The organism is Rhodococcus sp. P3_B8 (assembly GCF_056402775.1).
The window spans coordinates 1-12,825 of the sequence record NZ_JBFUGT010000040.1 but is presented as its reverse complement, the minus strand read 5'-3'; the positions used below and the strand labels follow the sequence as shown (position 1 = coordinate 12,825).

Sequence of the window (12,825 nt, the reverse complement as noted above, 5' to 3'; positions counted from 1 at the left end):
TCAGGAAATCCACTCCCAGTGGGCAGTGCGGACGTCCGTCTCCGGTTCGCGGCGCAGGCGTACCCGCAGATGACGATCGGCCAGCTGCTCCGCGATGCCCTCGCCCCATTCGACGACGACAACCGCTGCAGTCAGGTCGGTGTCGAGGTCGAGCGCGTCGAGTTCGTCCAGCGCGTGGGGGCCGCTTCCACCCAGTCGGTACGCGTCCACGTGCACCATCCCGACCGGGGTGCCCCCGCCGGGCCGCGTGCCCGCCCGGTGCTCCCGCGCGATCACGAATGTGGGCGAAGTCACCCGCCCCTGCACGCCGAGCCCGGCTCCGATCCCCTTCGTCAGTGCGGTCTTCCCCGCACCGAGGGGTCCGTCGAGCACCACGAGATCCCCGGCGACGAGGCCCCGGGCGAGATCTCGGCCGAACTGCTCGGTGTCCTCCGCCGTCGGCAACACCACGGTCCCGCTCACGGGCAACACTCCCTCTTCAGCCGACATCGGACTGCTCACGCGACTCGTACGTCGCCAGGCCACGATGCAGGACCCGGTCGACGGCGTCCGACACCACGGACGGGAATTCGAGCTGCACCAGATGGCCGGCACCGCGCACCCGTACCAGTTCGGACTCCGGAAGGTCCGCTGCCAGTTTCCGTGAGCTGCCGAACGGGATGATCATGTCGCTGTCGCCGCACACCACGACGGACGGGGTGCGCTCGATCGCCTCGAGTGACGCGGACTCGTCGTGCAATTCGAGTGTGCGCAGAAAGTTCACGATGGTCACCACCGACGTCCGGTCCAGCATGGAGTCGGAGAACTTGTGCAGCCGCGGACTCACGTCCGTGCCGTACGACGCCGCCCGCAGAATCGGGGTGATCAGCACGCGGGCCGCGCCGCGCGCGTGCTGGACGAGTTCGGGTGAGGTCCGGACTGCCATCCGGAAGCCGTCGATGACCGGGTTCTGCAGGTTCCGCGTCAACCCGGTCTCGCTGAGACCGGCGGCGGCCGTGGCCACCAGGCCCACACCGACCACCCGCGACGCCACCAGTTCAGGCCGCTGCCCGGCGAAGGCCAGGACCGTCATTCCGCCCATCGAATGCCCCACGAGCACAACCGGTCCGGTGGGGGCCTTCGCCTCGATCACGGTCGCGAGATCGGAGCCCAGTTGAGCGATGGTGCAGGTCGCCGTGGACGGCACACCCGAATCGCCGTGCCCGCGTTGGTCGTAGAACACCATCCGCACGTCGTCGCCCCACCGCTCGGCGAGCTGGCGGCGCTGGAAATGCCACGACGTCATGTCCAGGCAGTAGCCGTGCACGAACACCGCCGTCACCGGCGCGTCCTCGGGGCCGACCTCGCGGACCGCGAGCGCGACGCCGTCCTCGGTGACCACGACGCTGCGCCGGTCCCGCGACATCAGCGTGAAGTCCTCGTCACCGTAGATCTCGCGGCCCGGCCGGGTCGCGCTGCGTAGCGCGTTGACACCGGCGACCGAACCGAGCGCCAGCGCGCTCAGCAGGCCGCCGACGAGCCCCAGACGCTTCGACAACCCCATGATCTAGGTGCCCGTCCCGCCGACGTAACTGCGCACCGTGCGGCCGCGTACCCCTGTCACCACCTCGTAGTGAATGGTGTCGAGTTCATCGGCCCACGCTTGCGCGTTGGGCTCGCCGAGGTCTCCGTTGCCGAAGAACACGGCGGTGTCCCCCTCCCGGACTCCGCCGCCGTCCGGTCCGAGATCGACGACCACCTGGTCCATGCAGACGCGTCCGATGCCCGGCCGTCGCTGCGCGCCCAGCTGGACCTCGAAACGGCCGCTGAGCGAGCGCGGCAGCCCGTCGGCGTAGCCGAACGGCAGCAGCGCCACCGTCGTATCCCGTGGGGCCACCCACTGGTGCCCGTAGGACACGCCTTCACCTGCCGCTACCTTCTTCACCAGAGCCACCCTCGATCGCAGTGTCATCGCCGGGCGCAACCCGAACTGACCGAGTTCGGGTACGGGCGACAACCCATATATCGCGATTCCCGGGCGAACCATGTCAAACCGCAGGTCGGGACGGGTTAGGGTGGCCGCGGAATTGGACAGGTGCACCACTTCGGGGACCAGGCCCTGCCGCTTGGCATCCGCGATCGCGCTAACCAGTCGATCTCGCTGGGAATCGATCCAGGCGTGATGCGGCTCGTCGGCGTGGGCGAGATGCGAGAAGATGCCGCGCAGCCGCACCGAGCCCTCGGCCTGTGCGCGCGCCAGATCGACGAGGACCTGCGCCAGCTCGTCGGGTGCCACCCCGTTGCGGTTCAGTCCGGTGTCGACCTTGATCGTGACGATCGCCGTGGTGCCGACGCTCCGGGCGGCAGCGACCACCGCGGCGAGGTGACGGGGCGAGGAGACGCCGAGTTCGACACCGGCCGCGATCGCGGGGGCGAAGTCGGCGTCGACGGTGTGCAGCCAGGCGAGGACGGGGGCGTCGATGCCCGCGCGGCGCAGAGTCAGCGCCTCCGACACCGTCGTCACGCCCAGTTCCGACGCTCCGGCGGCCAGCGCCGCGCGTGCCACGGGTACGGCGCCGTGGTTGTAGCCGTCCGCCTTCACGACGGCCATCATCGCCGCGTCCCGGGCGCTGTCGCGCAGGATGCGGACGTTGTGCGCAATCGCGTCCAGATCGACGACGGCCTCGGCCTGCGGTGCCGGCGCCTCCGTGGGCGCTGCGGGTTCGCTGTGTCCGTGGTCGTCGGCCGGTACTGCTTCAGCAAGCGTCATATGCTCGATCCTGCCATTCACGATGAGGCCGGCATTTCTTCGGGTGACACCCCCGCACGGAGAACTCTGATCGACTCCCGGAGGTGCGCGAGCAGCGTCCCGGCGGAGATCGGTGCTGTTCCGCGGCCTGCGGAGAGGTCCGCGCCACCGCCTCGGGCAGCCAGGTTCGCGGCCAGCGAGTGCGCTCGCGCACCCACCGCCGCGGCCCGGGCCGGGCCGATACCCGCGGCCATGAGTGAGCCGATGATCCCGGCGAGCACGTCCCCGGCCCCCGCGGTGGCGGACCAMGACCCGCCCGCCTCGTTGACGTAGATCCGGCCACCGGGTTCCGCGATCACCGTGGCCCGCCCCTTGAGCAGCAGGTGAACGTTCCAGTCGGCAGCGAGAGCGCGTGCCGACGCCACCCGGTCCGGACCCGGATCCGTCCCCGTCAGCCGGGCGAACTCCCCGGCGTGGGGGGTCAGTAGTGTCGCTGCGGTCCTCGACCGCACCAGGTCCGGGTCCTCGGCGAGCAGGGTCAGACCGTCCGCGTCGACCAGCACGGGCACGTCGGAGTCGAGCACCGTCCGCAGCGTGCGACGGGCGGCGTCGTCGGTTCCCATGCCCGGCCCGACCACCCACGACTGGACGCGTCCCGCCTTGGCGAGATCGGTGGTCGCGATCACCTCCGGCGAGTGCGCGAGCACTTCGTTCGTGCACGGCCCGGCGTAGCGGACGAGCCCCGACGTGGCCGTGACCGCGGCGCCCGTGCACAGCACACCGGCACCCGGGTAACCGTCGCTGCCCGCGACCACTCCCACCACGCCCTGCGAATACTTGTCGTCGTCCGCCCCCGGCACCGGCCACGCAGCACCGACGTCGGCGGCGTCGAGGGCGGTGATCCCCGCGTCGCCGAGCGACAGTCCGATGTCCACGAGCTCGACCCGGCCGCAGTGCACCGCGCCGAGCGCGTGAACCGGTTTGAGGGCACCGAATGCGACGGTGACGGCGGCGCGCACGGCGGGGCCGTCGACCGCACCCGTGTCCGGGTCCACACCGCTCGGCAGGTCCGCCGACACGATCGGAGCCTCGATCCGGTCGACCAGCGCCGCAGCATCGGGCCGCAGCGACCCCCTGCCGGAGATTCCGACGATCCCGTCGATCACCAGATCGGGCATGCCCAGCTCGTCGGACGGGGCGGCCACCCGGCCGCCGGCCGCAGTGAACGCCGCCAGCCCCGCCTCATGCGCCTTCTCCGGTTTCAGCAGGACCGCGGTGGCCGCAACACCACGCCCCCGCAGCATCGACGCCGCCCACAACGCGTCCCCGCCGTTGTCGCCGGACCCCACCAGCACCGTGATCGTTCGACCCGCGACGCCCCCGGTCCGCGCCCGCAGCTCCGCCGCCACCACCGTGGCGAGCCCATGCGCTGCGCGTCGCATCAGCGCGCCGTCGGGAAGAGACGCCAGCAACGGCGCCTCCGCGGCTCGAACCTCGTCAGCGGTGTAGTAGCCCCGCATGGGAACTCCTCGTCGAGAAGGGTCGGTACCGGGCCAGACTACGCTCGACGTCATGCGTGGACGTGGAAGCTCGTGGATCGCCGGAGTGGCTCTCGCCGCAAGCATTTCGATGGCGGGCGTCGTGTCCGGATGCGGTTCGCCCGACAGCACGGCGCCCGAGGCGCCGACCGGACCCGTCGTGCAGGTCGCGAACATGGCGTATGCGCCCGCGACACTCACCGTCAAGGCGGGCGACACCGTCACCTGGAATTTCGACGACCGGGGTGTCACCCACGACGTGGTGGGTGTCGGCGCCGCGAAAAGTGTGCTGCGAAGCCGTCTGATGCAGACCGGCACGTTCACCTACACGTTCACCGAACCGGGGACCTACGAATACACGTGTTCGCTGCACCCCGAGATGACGGGCACCGTCGTGGTCACCCCGTAGGGCGCAGCCGGCCCGGCCACGCCCCTACGGTGGTTGTTATTCGACGGTGACGGACTTCGCGAGGTTACGCGGCTTGTCGACGTCGTAGCCGCGCGTCTGCGCGACCTCCGCCGCGAACACCTGCAACGGCACCGTCGACAGCAGCGGCTGCAGGAGCGTCGGCGCCGCCGGGATCTCGATCAGGTGATCGGCGAACGGGCGCACGGCCTCGTCGCCCTCCTCCGCGATCACCACGGTCCGCGCACCGCGGGCCTGGATCTCCCGGATGTTGCTCAGCAGCTTCGAGTGCAGCACCGCGCGCCCCTTCGGCGACGGCATCACGATGATCACCGGCAACCCGTCCTCGATCAACGCGATCGGCCCGTGCTTGAGCTCGCCGGCCGCGAAGCCCTCGGCGTGCATGTACGCCAGCTCCTTGAGCTTGAGCGCACCCTCGAGCGCCACGGGGTAGCCCACGTGGCGGCCCAGGAACAGCACCGTCGACGACGACGCCAGCTCCCGCGCCAGCGCCCGCACCGGCTCGACCGTCTCGAGTACCCGGCTCACCAGGTCGGGCATCGCCTCGAGATCGGCGTACTCGCGTGCGACCTCGTCCGGGTACTTGGTGCCGCGGGCCTGGGCGAGGGCCAGACCGACCAGGTAGTTCGCCGTGACCTGCGCGAGGAACGCCTTGGTCGACGCGACACCGATCTCCGGACCTGCCCGGGTGTAAAGGACGGCGTCCGCCTCTCGCGGAATCTGGGCGCCGTTCGTGTTGCACACCGCCAGCACCCGCGCCTTCTGGTCCTTGGCGTGGCGCACGGCCTCGAGGGTGTCGGCCGTCTCACCGGACTGCGAGATGGCCACGACCAGCGTCGACCGGTCCAGGACCGGGTCGCGGTAGCGGAACTCGCTGGCGAGCTCGACCTCGACGGGCAGCCGGGTCCAGTGCTCGATGGCGTACTTCGCGAGCAGCCCCGAGTGGTAGGCGCTGCCGCAGGCGACGACGAAGACCTTGTCGACGTCGCGCAGTTCCTGATCCGACAGTCGCTGCTCGTCGAGAACGATCTTCCCGTCCTGGAAATGCCCCAGGAGAGTGTCCGCGACCGCGGCCGGCTGCTCCTCGATCTCCTTGAGCATGAAGTAGTCGTGGCCGCCCTTCTCGGCGGCGGCGAGGTCCCAGTCGATGCGGAACGGGCGGCCCTGCGCCTCGGATCCGTCGAAGTTCAGAATCGAGTACCCGTCCGCGGTGATCACCACCACCTGGTCCTGCCCCAGCTCGACCGCATCACGGGTGTGCTCGATGAACGCCGCGACATCGGATCCGAGGAACGTCTCTCCCTCGCCGACACCGATGACGAGGGGCGTCGAGCGACGCGCCGCGACGATGGTGTCCGGGTGGTCCGAATGCGTGAAGACGAGCGTGAACGCGCCCTCGAGCCTGCGCAGCACGCTCAGCGCACTCGCGACGAAGTCACCGGCCGTCTCGCCCGAGGCGTAGGCCCGCGCGACGAGGTGCACCGCGACCTCGGTGTCGGTGTCGCTGGCGAAGTCGACTCCGTCGTGCTCGAGTTCGGCCCGCAGCGGGGCGAAGTTCTCGATGATGCCGTTGTGCACGACGGCAACCGTGTTACCCGCATCACGGTGCGGGTGCGCGTTGCGGTCGGTCGGCCTGCCGTGCGTGGCCCACCGCGTGTGACCGATCCCGGTGCTCCCGGTGAAGTGCTCGGCCCCGACCTCGTCGAGTTCGGCCTCGAGATTCGCGAGACGACCCGCCTTCCGCTCGACCGCCATGCCGCCGTGGCCGTCGAGCACGGCGATACCGGCGGAGTCGTATCCGCGGTATTCCATTCGCCGCAAGGCCTCCACCACAACAGTCAGAGCCTGCCGGTGGCCGACGTATCCCACGATTCCGCACATGGTTCATCAGGGTACTTGGACCGGGCGACGCGGCGAAGTCGGAGTGTGGGCCGCATCGGCTCTCTCGCCGGCCCGCGAATCGGATAACGTTCTCCCCGTGGCGCCGAAACCGAAGACCCTGGCCCGTGAACTGTCCAAGCGAGGACCGCACCGCGTGCTGCGGGGTGACCTCGCACTCGCCGGACAGCCGGGCGTCGTATACACGCCCGAATCAGGCTTCAACCTGCCCGCCGTCGCGTTCGCGCACAGTTGGATGGCAGGTGCCGACCACTACCGGAAGACGCTCGAGCATCTGGCGTCGTGGGGAATCGTCGTGGCCGCTCCCAACAGTGAACGCGGACCCGTGCCTTCCCACCTGGGCCTCGCCACCGACCTGCGGGCCACCCTCGACATCTGTGTGGGTGTGCGTCTCGGTCCCGGCCAGATCAGCGTGCAGCCCGACCGCGTCGCGTTCGCAGGACACGGGATGGGWGCGGGTGTGGCGGTGCTCGCCGCCGCGCAACGGGACGTATCGGCGGTCGCCGCCTTGTTCCCGGCACCGACCGCGCCGAAGGCCGAGAAGTATGCGTCCAAGATCACAGCGCCGGGGCTCGTCGTCGCCGGTGCCGACATCGACACCATGAACAGCAACGCCAAGGCGCTGGCCGAGGCGTGGGGCGGGGAACACGTCCTGCGCGCCGTCAACGGCGCCAAGGAGTCCGGGCTCACCGAGGGACGCCGCCTCCTGGGTGCACTCGGCATCGGCGGTTCCGAGCGGAAGACCCAGCAGATCACACGCGCGCTGCTCACCGGCTTCCTGCTCTATCACCTCACCGAGGACAAGAAGTACGAGGTGTTCGCGAAGGCGGACGCCGAACTTCCCCACACCACGCTCGTCGATCCGCACGAGGAGCACACCGACGCCGGCTTCGAGGGTGTGCTCCCGCACATCTGAGTTCTCCGGTCACACCAGCCAGCTGCGCGGACGATAGAACTCGTCGTCGAGGGTTTCCGGTGGCGCAGCCGCGGGTGATGCCGCTGCAAGCTCGGTCCCGCTGCGGCCGGACCCGTTCGCCGCGGCTTCCTCGTCTCGGGCACTGCGCTCGTCGATCCGTTCCCGGAACATTTCGAGGTCGGCCCGCATCTGTGCCCGTTGCGCACGCAACTGTGCGGCTCGGTGGCTCACAGCGGCCCGGCCTCGGCCAACTCGGCGCCGCTGTCGAATCCGCCCACGGGACTGTCGCCAGTTCGGGCGCGGATCGCGGTTCGCCCAGCGGCGGGGCCTCGGCGGGCGTCTCGGGAGCCGGCTGCTGCTGCACTGACACCACCTGTGGTTGCGGGTCGGCTGCGGCGTCTCCGGCCGGCGCAAGGGCCGGTATGGTCTCGTTGTCCGGCACGGCGTCCACGGCCGGTCGGCCGGGCGCCGGCTGTTCTTCGGATGTCGCATCCGGGGCGGCCTCGGCATCATCGCTGACCTGTGATTCCAGGGTCCGCGAGGCGGGTGCGCAGTCGGCATCTGCAGAGTCTCCTTCGCCCGCACCGGTTTCCGCTGTGATCTGCGGCAGACCATTCGGCCCGATCTCGACTCCGAACCTGGCCGTCCCGCCCTGTCCGTCGTTCAGCTCGAGATGAATTCCCTGACCGTCCGCATCGACGGCGAGGGTCCACAACTGTCCGTCGAGGTTCAGTTCGAGGCTCTTGTCGTGTGGGACGCCGTCGGCCGGCTCGCCGCCGTCCTCCCGCGGATCGGCGTGTCCGTCGCCGAGGTCCTCGGTGTTCCGTTCTTCGTCGTCCCTGTGGGTGAGGGCCGAGACGGTGTCCTCGATCAACGGGCGAAGGATCGAACCGAGATCCGCCAGACCTCCCGCGAGACCTTGACGTACCAGATCACCCGGACCGGGAATACTCCCGAGGCCCGGGGCAGTAGCCATCGGAGGCACGGCGGCCATCGGCGGCACGGCGGCCATCGGCGGCACGGCGGCCATCGGCGGCGCCGCAGCCATCGGCGGTGGCGCGGTTGTCAGTGGCGCAGCGACCATCGGCGGTGGCGCGGTTGTCAGTGGCGCAGCGACCATCGGCGCGGTTGTCGGTGGTGCGGTTGGCGGTGGTGCGGCGGCCATCGGAATGGTTGCCGCGTCTCCACCACCGGATCGAGGCGGGACATACGCCGGCCCGTTCGTCGCGGGTGAGGTGGCGGGCGCCGTCGGCACAGCGGGCGCAGCGGCGGGGACAGTGTCGGCGTCGTGCACCTCGGGCGCCCTCGGCGCGGGTGCCGGATCGGGAGTGTCCTCGGGACGAAAACCGGGCTGCACCTCGATCGACCGCGCCTCGGCGACGACGGCGTCATAGGCGGCGTGCACCGCCTCGGCGCAGTCCACACACGCGGCGGTGAACTCCTGCTGCTTCTCCTCGTACACGTACCGGAAGTTCGCGTCGAACCAGTCCTTGGTGATTCCGGCGGCCCGCCGCACCACGTCCTCCCGGTCGAGTCGGCGGAGCGCACCGCCGCCCCCGTCCTTGTACAGGCCGTTGACATGCCGGTAGTCGTCGTCGGCGAGTTCGGGGAACCAGTACGACGCATCTTCCATGCAGTCCTTCGCGGCGGAGTTGTCGCCGTCCTTGCCCTCGGCGTAGATCCGCGCGAGAACGTCGATCTGGGCCGCGCTGTACCCGCCCACCGTCGGCTGATGCAGAGACACCACCTTGTACGCCTTGTTCGTCACCGCGGCGCTCAGCGTGAGGTTCGCCTCGAACAGCACCTCGGCGAGATCGTGGAGCCGACCGATGGTGGCGTCCGCCTGGACGTTCTGTCGGTCGGCGGCGTCGATCGCTGCCGCGGCGGCGACTCCGCTCCACCCGGTTCGCACTGCGGCGACGCATCTCTCGTTCTCGTCGAGTTCGGTGCGGGCCGTGTCGAGGCTGCGCCCGAGGGTGTCGACGTCGTGGGCGAGTGTGTGCAGGCGCATCCCCCGTTCCGCGTCGAACCTCGCGTAGTAGTCGGCGAGTTCGCGGGATTCGTACCCCAGTCGTGTCGCGGCGGGGAGGAACAACTCGAAGAATTCGAGGCTCGCGCGCCGAGATCGAGCATGTCGTCGGGAACGTTGAGGGCATTCGGGCGCAGGTGCTCCCCCAGCGCGTTCCGGGATGCGTTCGCGGCCTGGCAGTCGCTGCCCTGCTCCAGCAATGCGGCGTACCGCTGATCGGCGGAGGGAGTCCGGTCACGCTTGTCGAGCCCGTACTCGTCGAAGTACGGCTGCCAGGACGACTCGTCCTCCTCGCGGGAGCCCGCCCAGGACTGGAGGAGTTGCTCCTTGTATTCGCGGCTCAGGTTCGGGTCGTCGATCAGCGCTCTCGGATCCGCGGTCACCACTGCACCCCGTTCACGTCGGCGGTGACCGGAACGCGTGCCCGAACGATTCCGCGTCCGCGGCCCACTGCCCGAGCGCGAGCTCGACGACGCCGAGGGCGTCACGCACCGCGTCACCCTTCGCGGCGTAGTCGCGGCCCGCGTGTGCCCCACCGAATTCCAGCCGGGCGGTCTCGGCGGCCTGCTGTCTCAGGACCTCCGCCGACCGCAGCAGTCTCGTACCCGCGTCCGTCACCACCACGACGTCCACCTCGAGCCCATCGCTCATTGCCCCACCCTCTCTTCGCGACCTACTGCATTAGACGCGACAGCGCACCGATCGGTTCCCCCGGCCGATCGGTGCGTTGTGTCCGCTCACACGGAGGCGACGGTGCCCGCCAGTTCGTCGGCGAGTTTCCGGGCTACTTCGATGTCCGACGCCTCGACCATCACGCGGACGAGTTGTTCGGTTCCCGACGGCCGCAGCAGCACCCGGCCGTTGTCGCCCAGGCTGCGCTCGGCGGCCACGACCGCGTCCAGCACGACCGGGGACGCCGCGACGGCGCGCTTGTCGGCGACCCTCACGTTGACCAGAACCTGCGGAAGCGTCGTCATCGCCGCCGCCAGATCTGCGATCGCTTGTCCGGTCTCCGCCATCCGGCCCATCAGCCGCAGTCCTGTCAGCACTCCGTCGCCGGTGGTGCCGAAGGCGGGGAACACGACGTKTCCGGACTGTTCGCCGCCCAGGCTGAAGCCACCGGACCGGAGTCCTTCGAGGACGTAGCGATCACCGACGGCAGTGGTGACCAGTGTGATCCCGGCCTCCCGCATCGCGATGTGCAAACCGAGATTGCTCATGACCGTCGCGACGAGGGTGTTGTCCACCAGTTCGCCCGCGTCGCGCATGCCGAGGGCGAGCACGGTCATGATGGCGTCGCCGTCGATGAGGGAACCGGCGGCATCGACGGCGAGGCACCGATCCGCATCCCCGTCGTGCGCCAGCCCGAGATCGGCGCTGTGCTCGACGACCGCCTTCTGCAGGCTTTCGAGGTGCGTCGACCCGCAGTTCTCGTTGATGTTGAGGCCGTCGGGTTCGGCGTTGATCGCGACGACGGTGGCGCCTGCGGCCCGGTAGGCGGCGGGAGCGACGCCCGATGCCGCGCCGTGCGCACAGTCCACCACCACGGTCAGCCCGTCGAGGCTGTTCGGGAGTGCGGTCGCCAGGTGCTGCAGATACCGTTCCGCGGCGTCCGGCACCGTGCGAACACGTCCGATCCCCGCACCGGTCGGCGCCCGCCGTGTCGTGGTTCCGGCGGCGACGGCCTCGATCCGGTCTTCCACCTCGTCGTCGAGTTTGTGTCCGCCGGCCGCGAAGATCTTGATGCCGTTGTCGGGCATGGGATTGTGCGAGGCGGAGATCATGACACCGAGAGCTGCGTCCAGCTCCGCGGTCAGGTAGGCCACCGCGGGTGTCGGCAGCACCCCGACGTTCAGAACGTCGACACCCGCCGACGTCAGGCCCGCGACGACCGCCGCCTCGAGCATTTCACCGCTGGCTCTCGGGTCACGACCGACCACAGCCGTCTTGCGTCCCCCCGACCCCGGCGACGCCAGCACCGTCGCGGCGGCGGAGGCCACCTGCAACGCCAACTCGGCGGTCAGCTCGGTATTCGCGAGACCACGAACCCCATCCGTCCCGAACAATCGACCCATAGACCAGACCCCTCGCACCTAGGAAAACCCACTACATCTCGGATAAAGCACGAGAGCAGGCGTCCGGTAACGATGGACGCCTGCTCTCGGGAAGAACAGGTGCCGAAGCCGACCCCGGAGGGCGGCTTCGGCGACACATCAGCGCTTCGAGTACTGAGATGCCTTGCGGGCCTTCTTCAGGCCGTACTTCTTGCGCTCGACGGCGCGGGCGTCACGCGTGAKGAAGCCGGCGCTCTTGAGAGCCGGACGGTCCTCGGGGGTGACCTCGATGAGCGCGCGGGCGATGGCGAGACGCAGTGCGCCGGCCTGTCCGGACGGTCCGCCACCGTGCAACAGCGCCACGATGTCGAAGGACTCGGCACGCTCGACCGTGACCAGCGGAGCCTTGATCAGCTGCTGGTGCACCTTGTTCGGGAAGTAGTCCTCGATGGTGCGGCCGTTGAGCTTGAAGTCGCCCGAACCGGGGGTCAGACGGACGCGGACAACCGCTTCCTTACGACGACCGACGGTCTGGATGGGGCGATCGATCACGATCGGGGCCTGCGGCGCAGCAGCGGCCTCGATGTCCTCGGCGACCTCGGGCTCCTCGACGGACACGTACTCGTCCGCCGCGACCTCGACAGCCTCGGTGATCTCTTCGGGGTTGGACACGTTCTGCTCCTCCGGCGCCGTCACTGGGCCACCTGCTTGATCTCGAATGGCACCGGCTGCTGCGCGGCGTGGGGGTGGTTCGGGCCCGCGTAGACCTTCAGCTTGCTGCTGATGGCGCGACCCAGCTTGTTCTTGGGAAGCATGCCGACGATGGCCTTCTCCACGAGGCGGTCGGGGTTCTTGTCGAGAACCTCACCGACGGAGCGGGACTTCAGACCACCGGGGTGTCCGGAGTGGTGGTAGAGGAACTTGCCCTCACGCTTGTTGCCGCTGATGGCAACCTTCTCGGCGTTGATGATGACGACGAAGTCGCCGCCGTCAACGTGCGGTGCAAAGGTGGGCTTGTGCTTGCCGCGCAGCAAGTTGGCTGCCTGGACGGCAAGGCGGCCGAGCACCACGTCAGTGGCGTCGATGACGTGCCACGTGCGGGTCACATCTCCGGCCTTCGGGGTGTACGTAGACACAGATCTTCCTCGTCTTGTTCAATCCGCTGCTGGCCATTGCGTATCGTCGAGCGATTCCCGGCGGCCAGTTGAGACCCGAGAACCGCCAGCCACTGCGA

11 protein-coding genes are annotated in these 12,825 nt (G+C 69.5%); 2 read left to right on the top strand and 9 right to left on the bottom strand.

The genetic code is table 11. The features are described from left to right. From tsaE to AC1D1G_RS16120, 4 genes are read right to left on the bottom strand one after another with little or no spacing between them, the layout of a single operon-like run. Positions 1 to 489 carry a tRNA (adenosine(37)-N6)-threonylcarbamoyltransferase complex ATPase subunit type 1 TsaE gene (gene tsaE, locus AC1D1G_RS16135; RefSeq protein WP_283332997.1) on the bottom strand — a complete coding sequence of 163 codons (489 nt, stop codon included), beginning with the start codon at positions 487 to 489 and terminating at the stop codon, positions 1 to 3. Continuing rightward, positions 479 to 1,543 (bottom strand): alpha/beta fold hydrolase, encoded by a 1,065-nt coding sequence (locus tag AC1D1G_RS16130; protein ID WP_280782657.1) that lies wholly within the window; start codon positions 1,541 to 1,543, stop codon positions 479 to 481. The genes tsaE and AC1D1G_RS16130 overlap by 11 nt, the downstream gene beginning before the upstream one ends. Positions 1,544 to 1,546: 3 nt before the next feature. Further along, the gene (gene alr / locus AC1D1G_RS16125) at positions 1,547 to 2,749 is read right to left on the bottom strand and encodes an alanine racemase (RefSeq protein ID WP_477952871.1); all 1,203 of its coding nucleotides are present in this window, start codon (positions 2,747 to 2,749) and stop codon (positions 1,547 to 1,549) included. A gap of 17 nt (positions 2,750 to 2,766) precedes the next feature. Further along, positions 2,767 to 4,248: an NAD(P)H-hydrate dehydratase gene (locus AC1D1G_RS16120; protein ID WP_477952870.1), complete on the bottom strand. Its 1,482-nt coding sequence runs from the start codon at positions 4,246 to 4,248 to the stop codon at positions 2,767 to 2,769. A gap of 85 nt (positions 4,249 to 4,333) precedes the next feature. Between AC1D1G_RS16120 and AC1D1G_RS16115 the strand changes: the two genes are divergently transcribed. Beyond that, positions 4,334 to 4,675, top strand: coding sequence for a cupredoxin domain-containing protein (locus AC1D1G_RS16115; protein WP_477952868.1), 342 nt, complete (start codon positions 4,334 to 4,336; stop codon positions 4,673 to 4,675). Positions 4,676 to 4,711: 36 nt separating this feature from the next. Here the strand turns inward: AC1D1G_RS16115 and glmS are convergent, their stop codons facing one another. Further along, a complete protein-coding gene (gene glmS, locus AC1D1G_RS16110) occupies positions 4,712 to 6,574 on the bottom strand; it encodes a glutamine--fructose-6-phosphate transaminase (isomerizing) (RefSeq protein WP_105412631.1) in 1,863 nt (620 codons plus the stop codon). A gap of 97 nt (positions 6,575 to 6,671) precedes the next feature. Between glmS and AC1D1G_RS16105 the strand changes: the two genes are divergently transcribed. After that, on the top strand, positions 6,672 to 7,508 hold the full coding sequence (locus tag AC1D1G_RS16105; RefSeq protein ID WP_037245016.1) for a dienelactone hydrolase family protein: 837 nt from the start codon (positions 6,672 to 6,674) through the stop codon (positions 7,506 to 7,508). A gap of 2,425 nt (positions 7,509 to 9,933) precedes the next feature. Here the strand turns inward: AC1D1G_RS16105 and AC1D1G_RS16100 are convergent. The 4 genes from AC1D1G_RS16100 to rplM form a co-directional block, all read right to left on the bottom strand. Further along, on the bottom strand, positions 9,934 to 10,188 hold the full coding sequence (locus AC1D1G_RS16100; protein WP_477952866.1) for a hypothetical protein: 255 nt from the start codon (positions 10,186 to 10,188) through the stop codon (positions 9,934 to 9,936). A gap of 86 nt (positions 10,189 to 10,274) precedes the next feature. Beyond that, positions 10,275 to 11,612 carry a phosphoglucosamine mutase gene (gene glmM / locus AC1D1G_RS16095; protein ID WP_477952865.1) on the bottom strand — a complete coding sequence of 446 codons (1,338 nt, stop codon included), beginning with the start codon at positions 11,610 to 11,612 and terminating at the stop codon, positions 10,275 to 10,277. A 138-nt stretch (positions 11,613 to 11,750) separates the two neighbouring features. Continuing rightward, complete coding sequence (rpsI, locus tag AC1D1G_RS16090) at positions 11,751 to 12,287, bottom strand: 30S ribosomal protein S9 (protein ID WP_477952864.1); 537 nt, start codon at positions 12,285 to 12,287, stop codon at positions 11,751 to 11,753. Continuing rightward, positions 12,284 to 12,727, bottom strand: coding sequence for a 50S ribosomal protein L13 (gene rplM, locus AC1D1G_RS16085; RefSeq protein WP_005239728.1), 444 nt, complete (start codon positions 12,725 to 12,727; stop codon positions 12,284 to 12,286). The genes rpsI and rplM overlap by 4 nt, the downstream gene beginning before the upstream one ends. Between the last annotated feature and the right edge of the window lie 98 nt (positions 12,728 to 12,825).